At 67.7% G+C, this 25,272-nt stretch carries 23 protein-coding genes and 1 tRNA gene; 17 read left to right on the forward strand and 7 right to left on the reverse strand.

The features are described from left to right. Positions 1 to 301: 301 nt before the first annotated feature. A tRNA-Ile gene (locus V8324_RS11415) sits at positions 302 to 378 on the reverse strand. 106 nt (positions 379 to 484) lie between these two features. Here V8324_RS11415 and purM point away from each other — a divergent pair. The 3 genes from purM (at position 485) to rnd (ending at position 3,373) form a co-directional block, all read left to right on the forward strand. Continuing rightward, positions 485 to 1,534, forward strand: a complete 1,050-nt coding sequence (purM, locus tag V8324_RS11420) for a phosphoribosylformylglycinamidine cyclo-ligase (RefSeq protein WP_336420059.1) — start codon at positions 485 to 487, stop codon at positions 1,532 to 1,534. Continuing rightward, a complete protein-coding gene (purN, locus tag V8324_RS11425) occupies positions 1,531 to 2,121 on the forward strand; it encodes a phosphoribosylglycinamide formyltransferase (protein WP_336420060.1) in 591 nt (196 codons plus the stop codon). The genes purM and purN overlap by 4 nt, the downstream gene beginning before the upstream one ends. A gap of 91 nt (positions 2,122 to 2,212) precedes the next feature. Continuing rightward, entirely contained in the window at positions 2,213 to 3,373 is a 1,161-nt protein-coding gene (rnd, locus tag V8324_RS11430) for a ribonuclease D (protein WP_336420061.1), read from the forward strand. A 37-nt stretch (positions 3,374 to 3,410) separates the two neighbouring features. Here the strand turns inward: rnd and V8324_RS11435 are convergent, their stop codons facing one another. Then, entirely contained in the window at positions 3,411 to 3,935 is a 525-nt protein-coding gene (locus V8324_RS11435) for a hypothetical protein (protein WP_336420062.1), read from the reverse strand. 127 nt (positions 3,936 to 4,062) lie between these two features. Between V8324_RS11435 and V8324_RS11440 the strand changes: the two genes are divergently transcribed. Next, entirely contained in the window at positions 4,063 to 4,473 is a 411-nt protein-coding gene (locus tag V8324_RS11440) for a SufE family protein (protein WP_336420063.1), read from the forward strand. Positions 4,474 to 4,475: 2 nt separating this feature from the next. Here the strand turns inward: V8324_RS11440 and moaA are convergent, their stop codons facing one another. Next, the gene (gene moaA / locus V8324_RS11445; protein ID WP_336420064.1) at positions 4,476 to 5,483 is read right to left on the reverse strand and encodes a GTP 3',8-cyclase MoaA; all 1,008 of its coding nucleotides are present in this window, start codon (positions 5,481 to 5,483) and stop codon (positions 4,476 to 4,478) included. 87 nt (positions 5,484 to 5,570) lie between these two features. On the opposite strand from moaA, the gene V8324_RS11450 reads away from it, so the two are divergent. The 3 genes from V8324_RS11450 (at position 5,571) to V8324_RS11460 (ending at position 7,992) form a co-directional block, all read left to right on the forward strand. Continuing rightward, the gene (locus V8324_RS11450) at positions 5,571 to 5,987 is read left to right on the forward strand and encodes a hypothetical protein (RefSeq protein WP_336420065.1); all 417 of its coding nucleotides are present in this window, start codon (positions 5,571 to 5,573) and stop codon (positions 5,985 to 5,987) included. A gap of 78 nt (positions 5,988 to 6,065) precedes the next feature. Further along, complete coding sequence (locus V8324_RS11455) at positions 6,066 to 6,731, forward strand: HAD-IA family hydrolase (RefSeq protein ID WP_336420066.1); 666 nt, start codon at positions 6,066 to 6,068, stop codon at positions 6,729 to 6,731. A 64-nt stretch (positions 6,732 to 6,795) separates the two neighbouring features. Further along, positions 6,796 to 7,992 (forward strand): DegT/DnrJ/EryC1/StrS family aminotransferase, encoded by a 1,197-nt coding sequence (locus V8324_RS11460; protein WP_336420067.1) that lies wholly within the window; start codon positions 6,796 to 6,798, stop codon positions 7,990 to 7,992. 13 nt (positions 7,993 to 8,005) lie between these two features. On the opposite strand, the gene V8324_RS11465 is transcribed toward V8324_RS11460, so the two are convergent. The 3 genes from V8324_RS11465 to V8324_RS11475 are packed head-to-tail and all read right to left on the reverse strand — an operon-like array spanning position 8,006 to position 10,599. Continuing rightward, positions 8,006 to 8,518 (reverse strand): hypothetical protein, encoded by a 513-nt coding sequence (locus V8324_RS11465; protein WP_336420068.1) that lies wholly within the window; start codon positions 8,516 to 8,518, stop codon positions 8,006 to 8,008. Then, entirely contained in the window at positions 8,515 to 9,264 is a 750-nt protein-coding gene (locus tag V8324_RS11470; protein WP_336420123.1) for a DsbA family protein, read from the reverse strand. Before V8324_RS11470 ends, V8324_RS11465 begins: the two co-directional genes overlap by 4 nt. A gap of 6 nt (positions 9,265 to 9,270) precedes the next feature. Then, a complete protein-coding gene (locus tag V8324_RS11475) occupies positions 9,271 to 10,599 on the reverse strand; it encodes a M48 family metalloprotease (protein ID WP_336420069.1) in 1,329 nt (442 codons plus the stop codon). A 61-nt stretch (positions 10,600 to 10,660) separates the two neighbouring features. Between V8324_RS11475 and V8324_RS11480 the strand changes: the two genes are divergently transcribed. The 6 genes from V8324_RS11480 (at position 10,661) to V8324_RS11505 (ending at position 17,547) form a co-directional block, all read left to right on the forward strand. Continuing rightward, positions 10,661 to 11,803: a pyridoxal phosphate-dependent aminotransferase gene (locus V8324_RS11480; RefSeq protein ID WP_336420070.1), complete on the forward strand. Its 1,143-nt coding sequence runs from the start codon at positions 10,661 to 10,663 to the stop codon at positions 11,801 to 11,803. A gap of 114 nt (positions 11,804 to 11,917) precedes the next feature. Next, positions 11,918 to 14,236: an outer membrane protein assembly factor BamA gene (bamA, locus tag V8324_RS11485; protein WP_442970520.1), complete on the forward strand. Its 2,319-nt coding sequence runs from the start codon at positions 11,918 to 11,920 to the stop codon at positions 14,234 to 14,236. Between the two features lie 2 nt (positions 14,237 to 14,238). After that, positions 14,239 to 14,871 (forward strand): OmpH family outer membrane protein, encoded by a 633-nt coding sequence (locus V8324_RS11490; protein WP_336420071.1) that lies wholly within the window; start codon positions 14,239 to 14,241, stop codon positions 14,869 to 14,871. A gap of 82 nt (positions 14,872 to 14,953) precedes the next feature. After that, on the forward strand, positions 14,954 to 15,418 hold the full coding sequence (gene fabZ / locus V8324_RS11495; protein WP_336420072.1) for a 3-hydroxyacyl-ACP dehydratase FabZ: 465 nt from the start codon (positions 14,954 to 14,956) through the stop codon (positions 15,416 to 15,418). Positions 15,419 to 15,478: 60 nt separating this feature from the next. After that, entirely contained in the window at positions 15,479 to 16,375 is an 897-nt protein-coding gene (gene lpxI, locus V8324_RS11500) for a UDP-2,3-diacylglucosamine diphosphatase LpxI domain-containing protein (RefSeq protein WP_336420073.1), read from the forward strand. A gap of 86 nt (positions 16,376 to 16,461) precedes the next feature. After that, positions 16,462 to 17,547, forward strand: a complete 1,086-nt coding sequence (locus V8324_RS11505) for an ABC transporter ATP-binding protein (RefSeq protein ID WP_336420074.1) — start codon at positions 16,462 to 16,464, stop codon at positions 17,545 to 17,547. A gap of 16 nt (positions 17,548 to 17,563) precedes the next feature. On the opposite strand, the gene V8324_RS11510 is transcribed toward V8324_RS11505, so the two are convergent. After that, on the reverse strand, positions 17,564 to 21,205 hold the full coding sequence (locus V8324_RS11510; RefSeq protein WP_336420075.1) for a hydantoinase B/oxoprolinase family protein: 3,642 nt from the start codon (positions 21,203 to 21,205) through the stop codon (positions 17,564 to 17,566). Between the two features lie 122 nt (positions 21,206 to 21,327). On the opposite strand from V8324_RS11510, the gene V8324_RS11515 reads away from it, so the two are divergent. The 4 genes from V8324_RS11515 (at position 21,328) to V8324_RS11530 (ending at position 25,209) form a co-directional block, all read left to right on the forward strand. Further along, positions 21,328 to 22,317, forward strand: a complete 990-nt coding sequence (locus V8324_RS11515; RefSeq protein ID WP_336420076.1) for a TRAP transporter substrate-binding protein — start codon at positions 21,328 to 21,330, stop codon at positions 22,315 to 22,317. 79 nt (positions 22,318 to 22,396) lie between these two features. Beyond that, entirely contained in the window at positions 22,397 to 22,957 is a 561-nt protein-coding gene (locus tag V8324_RS11520; RefSeq protein ID WP_336420077.1) for a TRAP transporter small permease, read from the forward strand. Then, the gene (locus V8324_RS11525) at positions 22,957 to 24,261 is read left to right on the forward strand and encodes a TRAP transporter large permease (protein WP_336420078.1); all 1,305 of its coding nucleotides are present in this window, start codon (positions 22,957 to 22,959) and stop codon (positions 24,259 to 24,261) included. Before V8324_RS11520 ends, V8324_RS11525 begins: the two co-directional genes overlap by 1 nt. A gap of 27 nt (positions 24,262 to 24,288) precedes the next feature. Beyond that, positions 24,289 to 25,209 (forward strand): hypothetical protein, encoded by a 921-nt coding sequence (locus V8324_RS11530; protein ID WP_336420079.1) that lies wholly within the window; start codon positions 24,289 to 24,291, stop codon positions 25,207 to 25,209. The last annotated feature ends 63 nt before the right edge of the window (positions 25,210 to 25,272 follow it).

Genomic DNA, 25,272 nt, shown 5'->3' on the forward strand with positions numbered 1-25,272 from the left:
ATCGACGGTCGCCGCCCAAGTCACCACCGGCCGCGCGCTGCGCTACGCCGGGGGCTCGGCGCGCGGCCTCCTACACCAATCGTTGGGACACTGCCGCGATAACTTGTTCAAGGTTCCGATTTCCGAAGAGACGATCGGACGCTCTAATGGTCTCTGAAACACCGATCAGGCGCGTTGCCTGGAGCTGAGAGCCAAATGTTGGATGGTTCCGTGAGAAGACTCACAACCGGTGTTCAGAGGAAAAGAGGTTCAACGAACCTTTTGCCCAGTTGGTAGAAATCCGTTAAGTATTTTAAATCGTTGGTAGGCCCGGAGGGACTCGAACCCCCAACCAAAGCGTTATGAGCGCTCTGCTCTGACCAATTGAGCTACAGGCCCGACCGAGATTACTGGTACGTGCCGCCTTGCGGCAGGTCAAGGCTTTGACATTGCGCGGCTTGGGGGGATGGTCTAACGCGGGGCGTATCTGAAAACCGGGGGTGCCATGACCGAAACGCGTGACGGGATCACCTATGCCGAGGCCGGGGTCGATATCGACGCGGGCAACGCGCTCGTCGAGCGGATCAAGCCGGCGGCCAAGCGCACGCGGCGCGCGGGCGTAATGGCGGGGCTCGGCGGGTTTGGCGGGCTCTTCGATCTCAGGGCCGCCGGCTACGACGACCCGGTGCTGGTCGCCGCGACCGATGGCGTCGGCACCAAGCTGCGCATCGCCATCGATACCGGTCATGTCGAGGGCGTGGGCGTCGATCTGGTGGCGATGTGCGTCAACGACCTCGTCTGCCAGGGCGCAGAGCCGCTGTTCTTTCTCGACTATTTCGCGACCGGCAAGCTCGATCTCGACCGGGCGACGCGGATCATCGAGGGTATCGCGCGGGGCTGCGAGGAGGCGGGCTGCGCCTTGATCGGCGGCGAGACGGCCGAGATGCCGGGCATGTATCCGGCCGGCGATTTCGACCTCGCGGGCTTTGCCGTCGGCGCGATGGAACGGGGCGCGGCCCTGCCGGCGGACGTGGCGGCGGGCGATGTGCTGCTCGGGCTCGCCTCGGACGGGGTGCATTCGAACGGCTATTCGCTGGTCCGGCGGATCGTGGATCGATCGGGCCTCGACTGGGATGCCGCGTGTCCGTGGGGCGCGGGGACGTTGGGCGAGGTGCTGCTTGCGCCGACGCGGCTTTACGTGCGCCCCGTGCTGGGGGCGATCGCGGCGGGGGGCGTGCATGGGCTTGCGCATATCACCGGCGGTGGGCTGACAGAGAACGTGCCGCGGATCCTGCCCGACGGCCCCGGCGCCGAGATCGACCTTGGCGCATGGGACTTGCCGGGCGTGTTTCGCTGGCTGGCCGAGACGGGCGGCATGGCCGAGGCCGAACTTCTCAAGACCTTCAACGCGGGCATCGGCATGGTGATGGCGGTGGCCCCGGATCGGGCGGCGGAGATCACGCGATCCCTGCAGGCAGCCGGCGAGCGCGTGCAGCGGATCGGCGAGGTCACCCACGGCGATGGCGCCGTCCGCTATACCGGGCAGCTCTTGTGACGAAACGGGTCGCGATCTTCATCTCCGGGGCTGGGTCGAACATGCGCGCGCTGGTCGAGGACATGACCGGCGACCATCCCGCGCGGCCCGCGCTGGTCCTGTCGAACAATGCCGAGGCTGCCGGCATTTCCTGGGCGCGGCAGCGCGGGCTTCACACCGAGATCGTGGATCATCGCGCGCATGGCGCCGACCGGGCCGGGTTCGATGCCGAGATCGCGGCACGGCTGGCGCCTTACGCGGTCGACATCATCTGCCTTGCCGGGTTCATGCGCGTTCTGCCGGACGACTTCGTGACGCACTGGCATGGGCGGATGATCAACATCCATCCGTCGCTCTTGCCCAAATATCGCGGGCTGCACACCCATGCCCGTGCGCTGGCCGCCGGGGACCGCGAGGCGGGCTGCACCGTGCACGAGGTCACGGCGGAACTCGACGGCGGGCCGATCCTGGGGCAGGCGCGGGTCGCGGTGCACCCCGACGACACGCCCGAAACCCTCGCCGCGCGGGTGCTGGCACGGGAACATGTGCTTTACCCCACCGTGCTGCGGCGCTTCGCGGCCGGTGATCGCCGCAAGGTTGCGCTTTGACAGGCGTCGCACGTTGGCATTGCCCGGGATCTGCGCTATGCGACAGGATACCGGGATCGCCGGAATTCACAGAAAGACGAAATCGATCCTCATGAAAACACTCACGACGACAGACGAGCTTGCCGCGTTCTGCGCCAAGGCGCGAACCTATCCGTACGTGACCGTGGACACCGAATTCCTGCGCGAGCGGACCTATTATTCCAAGCTGTGTCTGGTGCAGCTTGCGGTGCCTGACGAGGGTGACGACAGCGCCGTCCTCGTCGATCCGCTGGCCGGCGAGGGCCTGTCGATGTCGCCGCTTTACGAGCTCTTCCGCGACACGTCTGTGGTCAAGGTGTTCCACGCGGCGCGCCAGGACCTCGAGATCTTCCATGTCGATGCCGGGGTGATCCCCGCGCCGCTTTTCGACACGCAGGTCGCGGCGATGGTCTGCGGGTTCGGCGAGCAGGCAGGCTACGAGACGCTGGTCAAGAAGATCACCAAGGGTTCGGTCGATAAAAGCTCGCGTTTCACCGACTGGTCGCGGCGACCGCTCAGCGATGCGCAGAAAAGCTATGCGCTGGCCGACGTGACGCATCTGCGCGACATCTACGAGCATCTTGCCCGCAAGCTGCAAAGCACCGGGCGCGCGAAATGGGTCGAGGAGGAACTGAGCGTCCTCACCGACCCCGAAACCTACCGCGCCGATCCCGAAGAGGCGTGGCGCCGGGTCAAGACGCGCAACACCGCGCCGCGTTTCCTCGGTATCGTGCGCGAACTGGCGCGGTTCCGCGAGCAACACGCGCAGGCCCGCGACATCCCGCGCAGCCGGATCTACAAGGATGACGCGCTGGTCGAGATCGCCGCGACCAAGCCGCAGACTGCGCAGGACCTGGGCCGCGCCCGCCTGCTGATGCGCGAGGCGCGCAAGGGCGAGATCGCCGACGGCATCCTGGCGGCGGTCAAGGCCGGGCTCGACTGTCCCGAGGCGAGCTTGCCGCAGCCCGACAGGACGCTTGACCGTCAGCAGGTGAACCCGGCGCTGGCCGATCTGTTGCGCGTGCTTCTGAAGGCGAAAAGCGAGACCTACGATGTCGCGTCGAAGCTGATCGCGAGTGCTGCCGATCTCGATGCGATCGCCGGCGGTGCGCGCAATGTGCAGGCCCTGCGCGGCTGGCGGCGCGACGTGTTCGGCGCCGATGCGGAGCGGCTGTGCGAAGGCGAGATCGGTCTGGCCGTGCGGGGCACGGCGGTCGAGCCGGTGGAGATTTGAGGCGGTCGCCCCGGCGATCCCTCACCGGTCTGGCCGGTCAGCGGCTGCTGACGCGCTCGTTGCGCAGGCCGCGCACGCGGACACGGGTCGCGCGTTCGATATCCTCTCTGGACACGAAGACGGCCGCATGCACCTGCCGGGTGCGCGGCGGTCCCTGCGGCGTGTCCGAAGGCTGAAGCGCCCGAAGCTCGTAGGACAGAACGCCGCCGGGGGCGTCCTCGGGGCGTTCCGGGACGAGGCGCACGTCGAACGCACCCTGTTGCAGGGTCTGCCCGGTCACACGGATGATCGCGCCTTCGCTGGTACGCTCGACCGACAATTCGGTGATCTGGTCGACGGGGGTGCCCTCGTAGACCTCCGCGCGGGGGGCGCGCCGGAAAATGCTGTCCTCACGCTCGGGGATCAGCGGATTGCCGCCCTCTGCGGTGCTGGCGGCCGCTGTGCGGGGACGCGCGGTGCTGCGCCCGAACCAGTTGCGGGGATTGATCCGCGAGTCGCGGAAACCGCCGCACCCAGACAGGGCGAACGCCCCGGCCATCGATAGGAATACGCGCCTGTGCATGCCGTCTGCCCTCTTGTCTGCCCCTCACGTCGGTAGCGCATCGCGGTCCGCTTGAAAAGGTGCAAGCCGGGGCTGGACCTTTGCCGCCCTGCTGCCTACCTCAAAGGCAAGGATCAAGGAGTACCGCATGGCAAACGCAGCGTTCGAAGAGATCGTCGAGGATTTCGAGTTTCTCGAGGACTGGGAAGACCGGTACCGCTTCGTGATTGATCACGGCAAGGCGATGGAGCCTCTCGATGACGCGCTCAAGGTGCCCGCGACCAAGGTCGACGGGTGCGCCAGCCAAGTCTGGCTGCACCCGCGGATAGAGAATGGCTATTTCACTTTCGACGGCGACAGCGACGCGATCATCGTGCGCGGGCTGATCTCGGTGCTGCGCGATCTCTACAACGGCCTGCCCGTGTCGGAAGTGCCGAGGGTCGACGCCCCGGCCGAGCTTGCACGGCTTGGGCTGCACGATCACCTGTCCGCGCAACGCTCCAACGGGCTGCGCGCCATGATCGAGCGTATCCGGTCGGTCGCCGCCGAAGCCGCGTGACCTCAGCCGCCGGTATGGCTCATGTGGCGGGTGACGCGGCCATCGACTGACTGGCGTGAATAGTCGAAATCGTGACCCTTGGGCTTGCGCCCGATCGCCTCGCGGATCGCCTCCTGAAGCGGCGCGTCATTGCCCGGATTGTTGCGCAGCGGCGCGCGCAAGTCGGCCATGTCCTCTTGACCGAGGCACATATACAACTCGCCCGTGCAGGTCAGGCGCACGCGGTTGCAGCTTTCGCAGAAATTATGCGTCAGCGGCGTGATGAAGCCGATCTTCTGGCCGGTTTCCTCCAGCCTCGCATAGCGCGCCGGGCCGCCGCTGCTCTCGGCCAGTTCGGTCAGCGTGTACTCTTCAGCTAACCGCGCGCGCAGGTCCGACAGTTTCCAGTACTGGTCAAGCCGGTCCTCGTTGCCGATATCGCCCATCGGCATCACCTCGATGAAGGTGAGATCCATGTCGCGGCTGCGGCACCATTCCACGAGCGTGAAAAGCTCATCCTCGTTGAACCCTTTCAGGGCCACGGTGTTGATCTTGATCCGCAGACCCGCAGCCTGGGCGGCGTCGATACCGCGCAGGACCTGCGGCAGGCGCCCCCATCGGGTGATGTCGGCGAATTTCTGCTCGTCGAGCGTGTCGAGCGAGACGTTCACCCGGCGCACGCCGGCGGCGTAAAGCGCCTCCGAGAACCGCTCAAGCTGGCTGCCATTGGTGGTCAGCGTCAACTCCTTCAGATCGCCCGAGTCCAGATGCCGGCCCATGGCGTCGAAGAACGTCATGATTCCCTTGCGCACCAGTGGCTCGCCGCCGGTGATGCGCAGCTTTTCGACACCCATCTGCACGAAGGTGGTGCACATGCGGTCAAGTTCTTCCAGCGTCAGAAGCTCCTTCTTCGGCAGGAAGGTCATGTTTTCGGACATGCAGTAGACGCAGCGAAAATCGCAGCGATCGGTGACGGAGACGCGCAGATACGAGATCGCGCGCTGGAACGGATCGATCAATGGTGCATTCATATTGACAACCTACGTCTGGCTTTCGCCTCGGGCAAGGGCCTTCTCGACAGATTGTCCTTTGCGCGGGGTTCGCGTTAAGGTCTCGACATGTTGAACCAAATCAGACTTCTCGCCCTCTGCGCGCTGCTGGCTGGCTGCGCGCAACCGCAACAGACCCCCGCACCCGACGCCCGACCCTCCGGCGCGCCAGCCACCACGCCAGAGCCCGCCGAGGCCGCACCGGCACGCGCCGACGCGTCCCCCGCGACCGGCGATCTCGGGCTGACCGTCGCCTCGCTCGGCTCGGCCAGGGAACCGGGTCTTTGGCTGAAAACCCCGCTTGTCGCCGCGCCGGGGCGGGGGCGCCTGACCGATCCCGGCTCCGGGCGCTCCGTCGAGGTGGAGCTGATGCCCCTCGACGCCGCGCCCGGCGCGGGCAGCCGGTTGTCGCTGCAAGGCTACCAGGCGCTCGGCCTCTCGCCTACCGCCTTGCCACAGCTTCGCGTCATCGGGCTCGGGGCGTGATCCGTCGATTTCCACGTGTCATTCGCCGCCGGGTCGCGTAAAGCCCTGCGACGACGACGGCGGATGAAGGACAGCACGATGCGCACGGTGGTTTTCGATCTCGACGGCACGCTGGCCGATACCAGCGGCGATCTGATCGCCGCCGCGAACGTGTGTTTCGCGGAGATGGGTGCGCCCGATCTGCTCGATCCGGTGGCGGATGCGGGGGTGGCCCTGCGCGGCGGGCGTGCGATGCTGACCCTCGGCCTGGGGCGGCTGGGGCGTGCCGAGGACAGTGCCGAGATCGACCGTCACTATCCCCTCCTGCTCGAGGCCTATGCCGACGCGATCGCCGTGCACACCACGCTTTATCCCGGCGCGATGGCCGCGGTGGAACGCCTCAGCGCGGATGGCTACAGCGTCGCGATCTGCACCAACAAGCCCGAGCGGCTGGCGCGCCTGCTGATGCAGCGCCTCGGCGTGCTCGATGCCTTCGCGGCGCTCACCGGGGCCGACACGCTGGCGGTGCGCAAGCCTGATCCCGAACATCTGCGCGAGACCGTGCGTCGTGCGGGCGGCGATCCGGTCCGGTCGCTGCTGGTCGGCGATACCGCGACGGATCGCGACACGGCGCGCGCCGCGGGCGTGCCGTCGGTGCTTGTCGGGTTCGGCCCGAATGGCGGGTCTGTCGCCGATCTCGCCCCCGAGGCGGTGATCGGGCATTATGACGAATTGCGCGACGTGGTCACGCGGTTGATCGGCTGAAGGCCCCCCCGCGCCGCGCAGGAAAACATTGACGCGCGCCGCACGGCCCATCAGAACACAGGCCATGACAGAGGTCTTTACCGGCAGTTTCACCCAGCAGGAACCGATCCCCGACGACGGCATCGCGGCGGCGATGGACGTGCTGCGCTCGGGTCGGCTGCACCGCTACAATCTTGCCGGCGACGAGACCGGCGAGGTGGCGCTGCTGGAGCGCGAATTCGCCACGTATACCGGCGCGCGCTACGCGCTTGCGGTGACCTCGGGCGGGTACGCCATGGGATGCGCCCTGCGCGCGCTCGGCGTGGGGCCGGGCGACCGCGTTCTGACCAATGCCTTCACCCTCGCGCCCGTGCCCGGCGCGATCGCCAGTGTCGGCGCCGTGCCGGTCTTCGTCGGCGTGACTCAAGGATTGACCATCGACCTCGACGATCTGGCCGAGAAGGCCGATGAGGCCGGCATCCTGATGCTCAGCCACATGCGCGGACACCTCGCGGACATGGACCGGCTGATGGCGATCTGCGAGGCAAATGGCATCACCGTCATCGAGGATTGCGCGCATACGATGGGCGCGGCGTGGCGCGGAATCCCATCGGGCCGGTGGGGCAGGGTGGGGTGCTATTCGACCCAGACCTACAAGCACATGAACTCGGGCGAGGGCGGGTTGCTGGTCACCGACGACGACGCGGTGATGGCGCGGGCCACGCTGCTGTCGGGGTCCTACATGTTGTATGCGCGGCACGGCACGGTGCCGCCGGAGACGACGTTCGACGCGGTGAAATACGACACGCCCAATGTCTCGGGCCGCATGGATCATCTGCGCGCGGCCATCCTGCGCCCGCAACTGCGCAATCTCGACGCGCAACGTGCGCGCTGGAACGACCGCTACCGCGTGGTCGAGGACGGCCTGCGCGGCACGCCAGGCCTGACCGTGGTCGAGCGCGCCGCCGAGGAAACCTTCGTCGGCTCGTCCATCCAGTTCCTGCTGCTGGACTGGCCGGCGTCGCAGATCGCCGAGGTGCTGACGCGCTGCCGCGCCCGCGGGGTCGAGTTGAAATGGTTCGGAGGGGCCGAGCCGGTGGGCTTCACCAGCCGTTACGACAGTTGGCACTACGCCCCGAGCGACCCGATGCCGGCTACCGATCGGATCCTGCGCGGCACCCTTGACATGCGTCTGCCGCTGACCTTCAGCTTGGCGGATTGCGCGCAGATCGCGCGGATCATCCGATCCGAGGTCGGCGCGGTGTTCCAGGCCGAGGGCTGAGGCGGCGGCGCGGTCACTCGCTCAGGTAGCGCTTCAGCACGACCTTCGGCATCGCCCCGCGCAGCATCCGGTCGCGCATCACGTAACTTGGCGCCATGTCCAGCCCGAGGTCACGGGCGAGATCGGCGTGCTCCGCGATATCGAGGACAGTTGCGCGAAAGCCCAGCCTGTCGGCGAGACCGCGCAGATCCGCGATGGCATCCGCGCAGTCGGGACAGCCGTCGCGGGTGAAGATCGCGATCCGGATCGGCGCGCCCTCGGGGCCGATGCCGGGATGTTTCGGATCGAACAGACGCGGGGCCGTGCGGTCCAGCAGATCGAGGTCGCGCGCGGTATCCTCGGCATAAAGGTCGATGGGCGCGGACGCCGCGCCGGTTAGTCCCGTCAGCACCTCCGGCGTCGCGATCAGCGTCTCGCGGATCGCCTCGCCCAAGGGCGTCCGGGATTGCGGGCCGGCGTCTTGGGCCGCCGCGTCAAGCGACAACGCCAGAAGACAGCCCGCGCCAAGCCACGCGTGCGGTCTCACTCGGTCGCGCGGATCTCGGCGACGACCTGCGCCATCGCGTTCTGCGGGACGAAGCCGCGCACCATCTGGTCGCCGATCACGAAGGACGGCGTGCCGCTGATCTCGAGCCGCCGTGCCAGCGCATGATTGGCGGCGATCACGTCTGACACGCTGTCGCTGTCCATTTCCGCGAGGATCGCGTTGGCATCGAGCCCGAGCGAGTCGGCGAGCCGCGTGAACCCGGCCTCGTTCATGCTGCCGCTATAGTTCATCAGCGCGTCGTGCACCGCCTTGTAGGCGTCGTCGCCCGCGACCTGAAGCGTGGCGATGGCAAAGCGCGAGGCACGCAGCGAGTCCTCGCCGAGGATCGGGAATTCCTTGACGACAAAGCGGATATCGCCGTCCTCCTCCAGCAGGCCTTTCACCTCAGCCGCGGCGCGACGGCAATAGCCGCAGCGGTAATCCATGAACTCGACCAGCGTCACGTCGCCCTCGGGGTTGCCGCCGACCCAGGAATGCCCGTCATCGAAGATCGCCTCGGCGTTGTCGCGTACCAGCGCCACGTCGGCCTGTGCCTGCCCCTGGCTCTGGCGTTCTTCCAGCACCGCGACGGCTTCCATGATCACCTCCGGATTTTCCAGAAGATAGGCGCGGATCTCGTCGTGCAGCGTGGCGCGCTCTGCCTCGCTGAGATTGTCGAGATCGAGCGCATGGGCGGGTAGGGCCAGCCCAACGGCCAGCGCGGCGGCGGTCACAAGGGGTCGAATCACTTTCTAGTTCTCCCGTTTTTCGGCAAGTTTCGCTGCGTTTAGCACATCCTGCGCGCGTTGCCATGCCGCCGATCCGCGCGGCAGCAGATCCGAGGCCCGCTCGGCATGGATTTTCGCATCCTTCAGGCGGCCCTGCATCGCGTAACGCTCTGCCGTCAGCACAGATGCCTGCCCGTTATTGCCCAGCCGGGCCTGCGCCTGCGCCAGGTCGCGCAGGACGCGCGCATCGCGCCCGTCCCGGCTGCGCGCGGATTCAAGGAATTGCGCGGCTTTTTGAACCTGCCCGTCGGCCAGCAGCGCCCGCCCGTAGGATCCGAGGATCAGGGCATTGTTCGAGGATCGGTTGACGGCGCGCGCGTAGGCGTTGACCGCCGCCTTGATCTGCCGGCCTTCCATCAGGATCTGGCCGCGCAGCTCGTGCAGGTAGGGATCGTCGGGGCGCCGCGCGATCGCCCCGTCGATGTCCGACAGCGCCCTCGAAAGATCGGCGCGGCGGTGATGGGCGATGGCCTGGCGCATCAGCCGGACATCGTCGTAGCCGTGCTCGCCGGCGCGCGTCAGCGTCCAGCTGGGCGAGCGTTGAAAGGCCGAAAGCTTGCCCTTGGCGCGGGCGAACCAGTACCGCGCATCGGGGTCGGGCGCGACTGACCGCGATTGCGACTGCGCCAGCGCCCGGACCCGGCGAAATCGGTCGCGCGACAGCGGATGGGTGCGCGCATAGGCGTCCTGGCGCGACAGCGATAGCGATTCCTGCCCGCGAAAGAGGTCCATCACCTGCACCATGCCCGAGAGGTCGATCCCGGCACTGTTGAGAAACCGCGCGCCGCTGGTGTCGGCGGCGTTTTCCTCGGCGCGGGTATGGGCGAAGAAACTGCGCATCGCAGCACCCTGGATGCCGGCGGCGGCCCCGGCCGCGAACTCGCCGCTGCCCGCGGCGATCCCGGCCGCAGCGGCCAGCGCGGTGCCGAGGGCCGCGGCATTACGCGCATTGCGCGCGTTGATGGGGCGGCGCATCAGGTGGCCGTTGGCGATATGCGCGGCCTCGTGCGCGATCACCGATTGCAGCATCTCGGGGTTGTCCATGCGCAGGATCAGGCCGGAATGGATGAAGATGCTGCCCGCGTCCACGACGAAGGCGTTCATGCTGGCATCGTCGATCACCATGATATCCACCCGGTCGGGGTTGAGCCCCGCCGCGCGCAGCACCGGCGCCCCGAGCTGGCGCAGCGCATGCTCGATATCCGGGTCGCGCAGCAGCGTCACCGCCCTTGCAGGGGCGGCCAGCGTCAGGCCGAGGACCAGTGCGATCGCGAAAAATCGAAGAAGCTGCATTGACCTGTCCTGCCATTCGACGTGAAGAAGAAGACCGTGTCTGTCGACAAGGACAAGTGTAATGCGGAACTCCAACCGATCCAAGGTCGCGCCGTTCATCGTGATGGACGTGATGGAGGCTGCGCGCCGCGCCGAGGCGGCGGGGCGCCACATCGTCCACATGGAGGTCGGCCAGCCCGGCACGCCAGCCCCCGAAGGCGCGCGCGCCGCGCTGACCGACGCGATGGCGCGGCAGTCGATGGGCTACACCGTGGCGCTTGGCCTGCCCGAGCTTCGCGCGCGGATCGCGCGGCTTTACCGCGACTGGTATGGGCTCGATCTCGACCCAGACCGCGTGGTGATCACGCCGGGCTCGTCGGGGGCGTTCATCCTTGCCTTCACCGCGCTTTTCGATGCCGGCGACCGGGTGGGGATCGGCGCGCCGGGCTATCCCAGCTATCGCCAGATCCTGCGCGCGCTCGATCTGGTGCCGGTGGATATCGAGACGGCGGCGGAAAACCGCCTGCAGCCCGTGCCGGGCGATCTGGCCGGGCGCGCCTTGAGCGGGCTGCTGGTGGCCAGCCCGGCGAACCCCACCGGCACGATGCTGGGCCGCGACGACCTGTCCGCGCTGGTCGACGCGAGCCGCGCCGCGGGCGCGCGGTTCATCAGCGACGAGATCTATCACGGCATCGAATACGAGGCGAAGGCGGTCAGCGCGCTGGAGGTCACCGATGACTGCTACGTCATCAATTCGTTTTCCAAGTATTTCTCGATGACCGGCTGGCGCGTCGGCTGGATGGTGGTGCCTGAGGACCACGTGCGCATCGTCGAGCGGCTGGCGCAGAACCTCTTCATCTGCCCGCCCCATGCCAGCCAGGTGGCGGCGCTTGCCGCGATGGACTGCGGCGCGGAGCTCGAGGCGAACATGGCGGTCTACCGCCGCAACCGGGCGCTGATGCTCGACGGGCTGCCGCGCGCGGGCTTCGACCGCATCGCGCCGCCCGACGGCGCCTTTTACGTCTATGCCGATGTCAGCCACCTGACCGAGGACAGCCGCGCCTTTGCCGCCGAGATCCTCGAGACGGCCGGCGTCGCGGTGACGCCGGGTCTGGATTTCGACCCGGCGCGCGGGGGCGGGACGCTGCGCTTTTCCTATGCCCGCGCCACCGCCGATATCGAAGAGGGGCTGGCCCGGCTCGCGCGGTTCATGGCGGCGCGCTGACCCGCCGCGACCGCGACGACACGGTCGGATTTTTTTGCACCACTCGCGTTTTGACAAGCCCCGGCAGAGCGGATAGTCACCTTGTGCAACGGGGTTTGGGACTGGATTTGATAGATGGATGACTGGCGCGCAGGCGGGGTGATGCGAAAGCGCGTCGCGACGGCCCTTTGCAGCTTTCTGGTGATGCTGACGGCGGTGGCGGTGCTGGGGCTGCCCGACAGGGCGGTGGCCCAGACCTACCGCTTCGACGCCGTCACGATCGAGGGCAACCAGCGCATCGAGGCTGGCACCATCCTGTCCTATGCCGGGATCGCGCGCGGCGAGACGGTGAACGCTGGGCAGCTCAACGACGCCTACCAGTCGATCCTCGACTCGGGCCTCTTCGAGGAGGTCGAGATCGAGCCGCAGGGCAATCGCCTCGTGATCCGTGTGACGGAATTTCCGACGATCAACCGCATCGCGTTCGAGGGCAACAGCAAGCTTGCCGATGACGATCTGGAGGGCTTCATACAGAGCAGTCCGCGCCAGGTCTTCAGCCCCACGCAGGCCGAGCGCGACGCGGCCACGATCACCGAGGCCTACGCGCAGAACGGCCGCATCGCGGCCCGCGTCAATCCCAAGGTGATCCGCCGCAGCGACAACCGCGTCGACCTGGTGTTCGAGATCTTCGAGGGCGACAATATCGAGGTCCAGCGCATCGGCTTCGTGGGCAACCGCGCCTATTCCGACCGCCGCCTGCGCCGGGTGATCGAAAGCAAGCAGGCCGGCCTGCTGCGCGCGCTGATCGAACGGGACACCTTCGTCGAGGACCGCATCGATTTCGACCGGCAGTTGCTGACCGATTTCTACAATTCGCGGGGCTACGTGGATTTCCGCGTGACTGGCCTCAACGCCGAACTGGCGCGCGAACGCGACGCGTATTTCGTCACCTTCCAGGTGCAGGAAGGCCAGCAGTTCCGCTTTGGCGAGATCACCACCGTCAGCAATTACCAGGGTGTCGAGGCGGAACCCTACCAGGACGCGCTCAAGGTCACGCCCGGCACGGTCTATTCGCCGACGCTGGTCGAGAATTCCATCGCCCGGATGGAGCGGCTGGCGATCCGCAACGGCGTCGATTTCCTGCGGGTCGAGCCGCGCGTCACCCGCAACGACCGCGAACTGACGCTGGATGTCGAATTCGTGCTGCAGCGCGGGCCGCGGGTGTTCGTCGAACGCATCGACATCGAGGGCAACACCACCACGCTCGACCGGGTGATCCGGCGGCAGTTCGACATCGTCGAGGGCGATCCCTTCAACCCGCGCGCCATCCGCCAGGCCGCCGAACGCATCCGCGCGCTGCGCTATTTCGAGAATGTGGACGTGAACGCCCGCGAAGGCTCGCGCCCCGACCAGGTGGTGATCGAGACCGATGTCGAGGAAACCACCACGGGCAGCGTTTCGGTCGGTGCCAGCTTCTCGACCAATACCGGCCTCGGGGTGCAGCTCGGCTTTTCCGAGCGCAACTTCATCGGTCGCGGGCAGCAGCTTTCTGCCAACATTCTCGCCACCAGCGAGACGATCAATTACAGCCTCGGCTTCGTAGAGCCGGCGTTCCTGGGCCGCGACGTGGCCCTCGGTCTGGATTTCGCATTCCGCGAGACCGAAACCGACAACAGCCTTTTTGACACCGCGATCGGCACCTTCCGGCCCAGCCTGACCTTTCCGATCGGCGAGAACAGCCGCCTCGGCGTGTTCTACAATGCCCGCTACGAGGACATGTCGAGCTATCGCGGCAATTCCGGGATCCTGCAGCGCGAGGTGGATCAGGGCGATCTCTGGAGCAGCGGCGTGGGCTACGAGTACTCGTATGACACGCGCCGCACCGGCCTCGATCCCACTGCCGGGGTGCTGCTGTCGTTCCAGCAGGAGTTCGCGGGCCTCGGCGGTGACAACGAGTTCATCAAGACCACGGCGCGCATCGTCGGCCAGAGAACGATCCTCAACGAGGAGGTCACCTTGCGCGCCATTCTGGAAGGCGGCGCGATCCAGTTCGCGGACGGGCAGAACAGCCGCTTCATCAACCGCTTCAACAACCAGGTGATCCGCGGGTTCGAACCCAACGGCATGGGACCCATCGAGGGGGATGAACATCTGGGCGGCGACTATTTCGCGGCCCTCAAGATGGAGGCCGAGTTCCCCCTCGGCCTGCCCGACGAATACGGCATCACCGGCGGGGCGTTCTACGACATCGGCTCGATCTGGGGGATCGACAACAAGGATGCGGCGACCGGCTCGCTCAACTCGACCGGTTTCGAGCCGCGCCACGTGATCGGCCTGTCGATCTTCTGGAGCTCGCCCTTCGGCCCGATCCGCATGAACTTTTCCGAGGCCCTCCAGTCAGAGCCGGGTGACGAGGAACAACAGTTCAACCTGACGGTCCGAACGGACTTCTGATCATGCGCGCGATCCTCGCTCTGACCGGGCTGCTGGCGGCGCTCGCGCTTGGCGGCCCCGATACCGCCCGCGCGCAACAGCTTGGCGTGGTGACCAGCGACATCGTCGTGATCGACACCGAGCGGCTGCTGACGGAAACCGAGTACGGCAAGCGCCTGCAACAGGAGATCCAGGCGGCCCGCGACCGGCTCGTCGCCCGGAACGACCGCATTGCCTCGGAACTCGAGGCCGAGGAGCAGGCCCTGACCGATCGCCGCGCCGACACGCCCCCGGACGAGTTTCGCGAAATGGCGGACGCCTTCGATACCAAGGTCACCCGCCTGCGCAACGAGGCCGAGCGCAACTCGCAACAGCTCGAACGCCGCCGCGAAAGGGCGCCGCTGCAATTCATGCGGGTGGTGCAGCCGGTGCTGTCCGGCCTGCTGGACGAGGCCGAGGCCGTGGTCATGCTCGACCTGCGCAGCACGCTTCTGCATGACAATGTCGCGGACGTCACCGATCTTGCGATCATGCGCATCAATGAAAGCGTCGGCGCGGGGCCCGACACCCTGCCGGAGACCGAAAGCGGCCCGCGCGACGGCGCAGAACTGCCCGACATGCCGGTGCCACAGGATCCGCAGGCGGCCGACGACTGACCCGACCCCCCGGGGGGGCGGCCGACTTGCCCTGCATCCGCGCACTTGCTAAGAGCGCCCGCACGACTGCAAAGGACCTGCCATGACAGAGCCGCTCCGATCCGCGGATATCCACCTGATCCAGCGGCTCATCCCGCACCGCTACCCGTTCCTGCTGGTGGACAAGGTCGTCGATATCGACGACTACGCAAGCGCGCGCGGCATCAAGAACGTGACCTTCAACGAGCCGCATTTCCAGGGCCACTTTCCGGGGCGTCCGATCATGCCCGGCGTCACCATCGTCGAGGCGATGGCGCAGACCGCGGCAGTGATGGTGGGCACGGCCCTCGGGATGGAGGATCGCAACATGCTGGTCTATTTCATGGCCATCGACCGCGCCAAGTTCCGCCGCATGGTGCAGCCCGGCGACGTGCTGGAAATGCGGCTCGAGACGCTGCGCGGCAAGCCCGGCGGCAAGGTCTGGAAATTCTCCGGCGTGGCCGAGGTTGCGGGCGACATGGCCGCCGAGGCCGAGTTCACCGCGATGATGGATCTGCCGAAAGCCTAGCGTCATGCCCGAAACTCCGCTTCTCACCGGTGATAGCGCCGTGCCGATGGATGTCGGGCCATGACGCTGGCGCTGGTCGCCGGGCCGGGCGAGGTGCCGCCGCACCTTGTCAGGACCTGTCTGGCGCGGGGCGAGGTGCCGCTGATCTGTGAACTGGACGGCGACCCGTCCGACATCCTCGGTGACCTGCCACGGCAGCGCTTCCGGTTCGAGACCTTCGGCAGCCTGTTGCACGACCTGACCGCGCGCGGGATCACCCGGCTTTGCATCGCTGGGCACATGGCGCGACCCGGCGTGGATCCGGCGCGGATCGATGCCGCGACGGCGCGTTTCCTGCCGCGCCTGCAGGCTGCTCTCGGCCAAGGCGATGACGCGGTTCGGCGCGAGATCGTCACGATCATCGAAGAGGCCGGGATCGAGGTCGTGGCCGCGCCCGACATCGCCGCGGACCTGCTGCCCGCGCCGGGCGTGCTGACCGGCGCGGTGCCCGACGGGGTCGCCGCGGATCTCGCAACCGCGCAGGCGGAAATGGCGCGCACCGATACAGGGCAAGCGGTCGTGGTGCGCGGCGGGCATGTCGTGGCCAGCGCCGGGGCGCGCGGCACCGACGCGATGCTGCACGACCTCGCGACCCCCGGGGACACGGGCGCGGGCTGGACGCTCGACCCGTTCGACGTCGCCGACCAGCTAATCGGCGGCGCGGCCGACTGGCTGAGCGCGCAGGACGGTGCCGGCGACGAGACCGGCGGCATTTTCTACATCGCGCCGCGCCGCGGACAGGATCCTCGCACCGACCTGCCGGTGATCGACGCGAGTACCGCGCGGTGCGCCACCCATGCGCGGCTTGACGGTATCGTCATCGGCGAGGGGGCCGCCATGCTGCTTGCCCCTGATGACGTGCGCGACATTCTGACCGCCGCCGGCCTTTTCCTGTGGGTGCGCCCCGCCGGGGGCTGAGCGCGCTTGAACCCCCTCGGTGGGGTTGCTATCAGCGGGCGTCCAAGCCCGAGCAAATCTCTCGGAAAGTCAGCAAGAGGCCCTGTGTGCAAACCGCCATTCCCCGGCTTGAAATCAGGGACCTGACGCGTCGCTATGACGGGCGCGTGGTCGTCGAGAACGTGTCGCTGCGCGTCATGCCGGGGCAGGTGACCTGCCTGCTCGGCCCGTCGGGCTGCGGCAAGTCGACGACGCTGCGGATGATCGCGGGCGTCGAGATGCAGGATTCGGGCGAGATCCATGTCGATGGCGACCTGGTCTGCGACACGGTCTTTCGCGTCCCGCCCGAACGCCGGCATATCGGCCTGATGTTCCAGGATTTCGCGCTTTTCCCGCATCTCAGCGTGGCGCAGAACGTGGCGTTCGGCCTGTCGGGCGACAAGGCCGCCAAGGCGGCGCGGGTGTCGGAACTGCTCGACCGGGTGGGGCTGTCGCAATACCACACCGCCTATCCGCACGAGCTTTCGGGCGGCGAGCAACAGCGCGTGGCGCTGGCGCGTGCGCTGGCGCCGCGCCCGCGCATCATGCTGATGGACGAGCCGTTTTCGGGCCTCGACAACCGTCTGCGCGACGGCATCCGCGACGACACCCTCGACATCCTGCGCGAAGAGGACACCGCCGTTCTGCTCGTCACGCACGAGCCGGAAGAGGCGATGCGCATGGCCGACGAGATCGCGCTGATGCGCGACGGGCGGATCGTGCAGCAGGGCGCGCCCTACAACGTCTACAACGCGCCCGTGGATCGCAGCGCGATGGCCTTCTTTTCCGAGATCAACGTGATCCGGGGCACCGTGCGCGGCGCCCTGACGGAAACCCTGTTCGGCCAGTTCCTCGCCCCCGGCGTGCCCGACGAGGGCGAGGTCGAGATCGTGATCCGCCCGCAGCATATCAAGATCGACTTCGACCGCCACGGCAGCGGCCCAAACCCCACCTCGCAAGACGGCACGCCCGCCCGCGGGATCGTCGAGCGGTCGCGCTTCATCGGCTCGGAAAGCCTGGTGGAGTTCCGGATGGACCACGACGGATCGCTGCTGAAGGCGACGGTCCCGAACGTGTTCCTGCCCAAGCCCGGCAAGCCCTTGTGGCTGACGATCCGGCGCGACCGCTGTTTCGTCTTCCCGACGGACGGCTGAGGGCCCCCGCGGCCCCTCACTCGGCTTTGCCGTAGCCGCCGGCGGTGGGCGGGATGACGGTGATCGTCTCGCCCGCCGCAAGCCCGGTCTGCGCGCAGGCGTCGAGTGTTTCCTCGCGGCCATCGAGACGGTGCACGACGGTGCGGCCCGCGCGCCCCGCGCCGCCGCCTTCGATGCCCTGTGGCGGCCGTGTGCGGTGCGATGACAGGATCGCGCAATCCATGTCCTGAAGGAAGCGCAGCCGCCGATGCGTGCCGTCGCCGGCATGGAACGCGCCGCCGCCTCCCGACCCCTGGACCAGCGAGAAATCCTCGAGCAGCACGGGAAAGCGCAGCTCCAGCACCTCGGGATCGGTCAGGCGCGAATTGGTCATGTGCACATGCACCCCGTCGGTGCCGTTGAACCCCGTCCCTGAATTCATCCGCCCCGCGGGCGAACCCGAGCAGATCGTCTCGTAATACTGGTACGTGTCATTGCCGAAGGTGAGGTTGTTCATCGTGCCTTGCGAATTGGCGATCGCGCCGAGGGCCGCGAACAGCGCGTTGGTGACATGCTGCGAGGTCTCGACATTGCCGGCCACCACCGCGCGCGGGTATTCGGGCTTCAGCATGCAGCCGTCGGGGATGCGGATCCGCAGCGGCCGCAGGCAGCCCGCGTTCATCGGGATCGGCGCCTCGACCATCACCCGGAACACGTACAGCACCGCGGCCCGCGTCACCGCTTCGGGCGCGTTGAAATTGTTCTCGACCGCGTCGCTGGTGCCGGTGAAATCGATCAGCGCCTCGCGGGCGTCGTGATCGACGGTGATCTTCACGGCTATCGTCTGGCCGGTATCGGTGGGGTACTCGTATTTGCAATCCTCGAGGCGTCCGATCAGGCGGCGCACCTCCTCGGCGGCGTTGTCCTGTACGTGGCCCATATAGGCCTGCACCACCTCGAGGCCGAATTCGTCGACCATGCGCCGCAACTCGGCGATGCCGCGCGCATTGGCGGCGATCTGCGCCTTGAGGTCGGCGACGTTCTGGTCGGGATTGCGGCAGGGCCAGGGGTGATCGGTCAGCAACTCGCGCAGCGCGTCCTCGCGGAAGCTGCCGCGATGGACCACGCGGAAATTGTCGATCAGCACGCCTTCCTCGTCCACGGTGGTGGCCAGCGGCGTCATCGACCCCGGCGCGGTGCCGCCGACATCGGCGTGATGCCCGCGCGAGGCGACCCAGAAGAGGATCGAGTCGCCCGCCTCGTCGAAGACCGGCGTGACCACGGTGATGTCGGGCAGATGCGTGCCGCCATTGTAAGGCGCATTCAACGCGAAGACATCGCCGGGATGCACGTCGCCCTCGTTCAGGCGGATCACCGTCTCGACCGACCGGTCCATCGAGCCAAGATGCACCGGCATATGCGGCGCATTGGCCACCAGCGCGCCCGAGGCGTCGAAGACCGCGCAGGAAAAATCCAGCCGTTCCTTGATGTTGACCGATTGCGCGGTGTTCTGCAGCGCCACGCCCATCTGCTCGGCGATGTTCATGTAGAGATTGTTGAACACCTCCAGCAGCACCGGATCGGCCTTCTCGGTGCCGATCGCCTGGTCGCGGCGCAACGCCTCGAACCGCGTCAGCAGCACGTGATCGCGCGCGGTGATCGCGGCCTGCCAGCCCGGCTCGACCACGATGGTCTGGTTGGGCTCGATGATCAGGGCGGGGCCGCGCACGTGGTTGCCGGGTCGCAGCCCCGCGCGGTGAAAGACCGCCGCCTCGTGCCACGACCCGCCCGAAAACACCGGGGCGTGACGGTCGCTTTCGGCCTCGCCGCCGGTCTCGGGCTGCGGATCTTCCGGCGCGGCGGCGGGGTCTGCCTCGAAGCCCTCGAGCTCGACCGCCTCGATCATCAGCCGCTTCTCCGGGCTGACGAAGCTGAACTGCGCCTCGTGCGCGGTCTCGAATTCCGCCTGCGCCGCGGCTAGATCCCGGCCGTCGAAGGCGACGGGCAGCGGCGTGTCGGTGCCCTCGTAGCGCAGGTGCAGCCTCGCGCGCGTCTCGACCGCGTCGCGTGCAAGGCCCTGCTTGTGCAACTCCTCCAGAACCTCGGTGCGCAGCGTCGTCATCGCGTCGTCTATCGCGGCGCGGCTGGCCTCTTCCAGCGGCGCCTCCAGCGCCTTCTGGCGGGTGGTGAACACCCGGCTCAACCCGATGCCATAGGCCGACAGCAGCCCCGAAAGCGGGTGGATGAGGATCGATTGCATGCCAAGCGCATCGGCCACGAAGCAGGCGTGCTGCCCCCCGGCGCCGCCGAAGGAATTCAGCAGGTAGCGCGTCACGTCATAGCCGCGCTGCACGCTGATCTTCTTGATCGCGCCGGCCATGTTCTCGATGGCTATATGGATGAACCCCTCGGCGACCTCCTCGGGGCTGCGGCCCTCGCCGGTCTCGGCGGCGATCGCCTTGAAATGTTCGGCCACCGTCTCGCGGTCAAGCGGCTGGTCCTGTCCGGGCCCGAAGATCGCGGGGAAAAGCTCAGGGTTCAGCTTGCCCAGCATCACGTTGGCATCGGTCACGGTCAGCGGTCCGCCGCGCCGGTAACAGGCCGGGCCGGGATCGGCGCCAGCTGAATCAGGGCCGACGCGAAAGCGCCCCGGTTCGGCATGCAGGATCGACCCGCCGCCGGCGGCGACGGTGTGCACGAGCATCATCGGTGCGCGCATCCGCACGCCGGCGACCTCGGTCTCGAGCGCGCGCTCGTAGTCGCCGGCGAAATGCGCGACATCGGTCGAGGTACCGCCCATGTCGAACCCGATGACCCGTCCGAAACCGGCGATCTCGGCGGTGCGCGCCATGCCGACCACGCCGCCCGCCGGGCCCGACAGGATCGCGTCCTTGCCCTGGAACCGCTCGGCCGCCGTCAGCCCGCCCGAGGACATCATGAATTGCAGCGTGGGCCCCGGCGCCTGCGCCGCCGTCGCGCCAAGCGCGTCCTTCACCCGGGCCACGTACCTGCCCAGGGTGGGCGAAAGATAGGCATCGACCACCGTGGTGTCGCCGCGCCCCACCAGCTTTATCAGCGGCGAGACCTCGTGGCTGACCGAGACCTGGCCGAAGCCCATCTCGCGCACATGCCGGGCCAGCGCCACCTCGTGCTCGGGATTGCGCCAGGCATGCATCAGCACGATCGCGACGGCGTCGATGCCATCGGTGCGCAGCGCGTTGAGCTCCGAATCCAGCGACGACGGATCGAGCGAGGTTTCCACCGTGCCGTCGGCATGCAGGCGTTCCGCGACCTCGATCACGCGGTCATACAGCATCTCGGGCAGGACGATCTGCTTGGCGAAGATGTCGGGCCGCGCCTGGTAGCCCAGCCGCAGGGCGTCACGAAAGCCGCGCGTGATCAGCAATGCCGTGCGGTCGCCCTTGCGCTCCAGCAGGCCGTTGGTGGCCACGGTGGTGCCCATCCGTACGGTGGCGATGCGCTCGGGGTCGATGCTGGCGGCATCCGGGGCCTCCAGCAATTGCCGTATGCCCTCGATCGCCGCGTCCTCGTAGGCCTCGTCATTGTCCGACAGCAGTTTCAGCGGGTGCAGCGCGCCGTCCGGGGCGCGGCCGATCACGTCGGTGAAGGTGCCGCCCCGGTCGATCCAGAAATCCCAACGCGTGTCTTCATACCCCATGATCCACCCCCTGACTTCGGTCCGCCGCGGTCAGTTTCAGACGGATGCGCTTCGTTGACAAGCCGAGAGTTTGCGCACAGCATCGACACCACACCAACCAGAAAAAACGAGGGGAGCTATCGATGAGCATCATCAGCCGACAGATGGTCGCGGCCAGTGTCGCAGCAGTGGCGCTGGGCGCGGGGCCGGGCCTCGCGCAGAACTGGGACATGCCGACGCCTTACGGCGACGCGATCTTCCACACCCAGAACATCATGCAATTCGCCGACGACCTGCGCGACGCGACGGATGGCGAGCTCGACATCACCGTGCATTCCGCCAACTCGCTCTTCGGTCATGCCGAGATCAAGGATGCCGTGCGCCAGCAACTGGTGCCCATCGGCGAGATCCTTCTGTCGCGGATGGCCAACGAGGATCCGGTGTTCGGCGTCGACTCCATCCCCTTCCTCGCCTCGAGCTACGCCGAGGCCGAGGCGCTGTGGGAGGCGTCGCGCCCCGCCGTCGAGGAAAAGCTCGCAGCGCAAGGCCTGACCGTGCTTTACGCCGTGCCGTGGCCGGGCCAGAGCCTCTACCTCCGCGAGGAGGTGACAGACCCTGCCCAGATGGAAGGTCTCAGCTTCCGCGCCTATAACGTCGCCACCGAACGGCTGGCAGAATTGCTGGGCGCCAACCCCACCCAGGTCGAAGAGGGCGACATCCCCACGGCCTTCTCGACGGGCCGCGTCGAGGCGATGATCACCTCGCCCTCGACCGGGGCCAACGCGAAGGCGTGGGATTTCGTGTCGCATTACATCGACACGCAGGCCTGGCTTCCCAAGAACATCGTGCTGGTCAACACCGACGCCTTCAACGCCCTGTCGGACGACAAGCAAGCCGCGGTGATGGACATGGCCGCCGAGGCCGAGGCGCGCGGCTGGGAGATGTCGAAGGCCGAGACCGAGGAAAAGATCGCCGCGCTCGAAGAGGGCGGCATGCAGATCTCGCAGCCCTCGAACGCGCTGAGCGAACGCCTGGCCGAGATCGGCGAGACGATGACCGACGAGTGGCTCGAAGAGGCCGGCGACGAGGGGCAGGCGATCATCGACGCCTACCGCGAGAACCTCGACAACTGACCGACAGGCGCGGGCAGGCCGGTTCGGATAGCGGCCTCGCCCGCGCCTTATTCCCGGAAACGAGTGGCAGGAGGGCGCGATGCGCAAGGCGCTGGACACGGTTTACGGTGCCGCCCTTGCGGGCGCGTGCCTTGCCATGGTGACGATCGCGGTACTGGTGCTGATCCAGGTGCTGGGCCGGGTCATCGACCAGGGACTCGACGCCCTCGGGATGGCACGGCTGAACATCTCGATCCCCTCGGTCGCCGAATTCGGCGGGTTCCTGTTCGTCGCGGCGGCCTTTCTGGCGCTGCCCGCGACGCTGCGCGCCGCCGGCCACGTCCGGGTGACGCTGATCCTGCGCGCCTTCGGCCCCTTCGGCAACCGGATGCTGGCCGCGCTCGTGTTGATCCTCGCGGTCGGGCTCGCCGGCTATGCGACGTGGTTCGTGATCCTTGACGTGATCGACGCCTACGGCGCCGGTTCGGTCTCCTACGGGCAGGTCGTCGTGCCGCTCTGGATCCCGAAAAGCTTCATGGCGCTGGGGCTGGCGATCTTCACCCTGGCACTGGTCGACGAGCTTCTCACCACCCTTGGCGGCGATGACCCGGCCTTTCGCGCGGCCGAACGCGCCCGCGACGACCAGCAGGGCCTGAACTGATGGATATCGCCACGCTGTCGATCATCCTTCTGGTGGTGCTCTTCGGGCTGCTGCTGCTGGGGCTCTGGGTCGGCTTCGCGCTTCTGGCCGTGGGCATGGTCGCGATGGAGCTTGCGACCGGCGCGCCCACGGGGTCCATCATGGCGACCAAGATATGGGGGGCCCTCAATGTCTGGGACCTGACGGCGCTGCCGATGTTCATCTGGATGGGCGAGATCCTCTTCCGATCGCGGCTCTCGTCGGATCTCTTCACCGGGCTGTCGCCCTTCACGCGGCGACTGCCGGGCGGGCTGCTGCATGTCAACATCCTCGGCTGTGCGCTCTTCGCGGCCGTCTCGGGCTCGTCGGCGGCGACCACCGCCACCGTGGGCAAGATGTCGCTGCCCGAGCTGAAATCGCGCGGCTACGACATGCGCATGGCGATCGGCACGCTGGCCGGGTCGGGCACCTTCGGCTTTCTCATCCCGCCCTCGATCATCCTGATCGTCTACGGTGCGGCGACCGAGCAGTCGATCGCGCGGCTGTTCCTCGCCGGGCTGCTGCCGGGGCTGATGCTGGCGGTGATGTTCGCGGGCTACGTGATGCTGTGGTCCCTGCTGCACCGTGACCGCGTGCCCGCGCCCGATCCCCGCCCGACGCTGCGCCAGCGGCTGCGCGCGCTGAAGCTGCTTCTGCCCACCGTGCTGCTGATCGTGGCGGTGATCGGGTCGATCTATGCCGGGCTCGCCTCGCCGACAGAGGCGGCGGTGGTCGGCGTCGCCGGCGCGCTGGCGATTTCCGGCCTGAGCGGGGGCCTCGATCGCGACAGCGCGGTCGGCGCACTGCGCGGCGCCGCGATCACCACCTGCATGATCGCCTTCATCCTCGCGGGCGCGTCCTTCCTGACCGTCGCCATGGGGTTCACCGGCATCCCGCGCACGCTGGCCGCGTGGATCGGCGAGCAGGGCTATTCGCAATTCGCACTTCTCTCGGCGCTGCTGGTGTTCTTCATCGTCCTGGGGTTTTTCCTCGACGGGATCTCGATCGTGGTGCTGACCACGTCGGTGATCCTGCCGATGGTGACCGCGGCGGGCATCGATCCGATCTGGTTCGGCATCTTCCTGGTACTCGTCGTCGAGATGAGCCAGATCACCCCGCCGGTGGGGTTCAACCTCTTCGTGCTGCAATCCATCACCGGGCGCGGCATATTCGAGATCGCGCTCATGGCGCTGCCGTTCTTCCTGATCCTCGTGCTGGCCACGGCCATCCTGTCGGTCTTTCCGGAGATCGCGCTGTGGCTGCCAGGCACGATGATTTCGCGATGATCGTGCGGTGAGCGGCAAGGCGGCCTGATGCTGGGCTGGCTGGCACGAAACGGGCGGCTGGTGCTGATCGCCGGGCTGGTCGTGGGCATCGCGGTGCCGCCGCTGGCGCGCGCGATGCAGCCACTGATCGTGCCGCTGATCGTGGCGATGCTGTTTCTCGCCAGCCTGCGCATCGGCCCCGACGCCGCGCGCCCGCGTCTGCGCGACGTGCCGGGCTATCTCGCGGTGACGGTGATCCTGCAGATGGCGATGCCGCTGGCGGCGCTCGGGGTGCTGACGCTCTGCGGCTGGCAGGACAGCATCGTCGGGCTGGGGGTGGTGCTGGCGCTCGCGGCCAGCCCCATCACCGGCAGCCCGGGGCTGGCGATCCTGTCGGGGGCCGACCCGATGCCGGCCCTGCGCGCGCTGGTCGTGGGCACGGCATTGCTGCCGCTGACGGTGCTGCCGGTGTTCTGGCTGATGCCGGTCTTTGCCGACCCGGCCGCGACGCTGATCGCCGCCGGCCGGCTTCTGGCGATCATCGCAGCGGCCGGGGGCGGCGCGCTTCTTGTGCGCCGGGTGTGGCCGGGGCTGCGGACCCCGCGCGCGCAGGCGCGGCTCGACGGTCTGATGGCGCTTGCCATGGGTCTGGTGGTCATCGCGCTGATGTCGGCGGTCGGCCCGGCGCTGGTCTCGGGTGATCCGGCGCTGTGGTGGATCCTCGCGCTGGTGCTGGTGCTCAACTTTTCCACGCAGCTTGCCGTCTGGGGCGCATTTCGCGGGGCAGGGGCCGCGCGTCAGGCGCCGGCGATGGGGATCGTCGCGGGCAACCGCAACCTTGCGCTTTTCCTCGCCGCGGTGCCGCCCGGCACGGCCGAGGAACTGCTGCTCTTCGTGGGCTGTTTCCAGATCCCGATGTACCTGACACCGCTGACGCTGGCGCGGCTTTACGCCCGCGCCACGCCCTGAAGCGGCATTGCGGCTGGACAGGGGGCGCGCAAGATGGCGTAGTCGGACAGATCACAGCAACAA

The organism is Roseovarius sp. D22-M7 (genome assembly GCF_037083785.1).
Classification (GTDB): Bacteria; Pseudomonadota; Alphaproteobacteria; order Rhodobacterales; family Rhodobacteraceae; genus Roseovarius.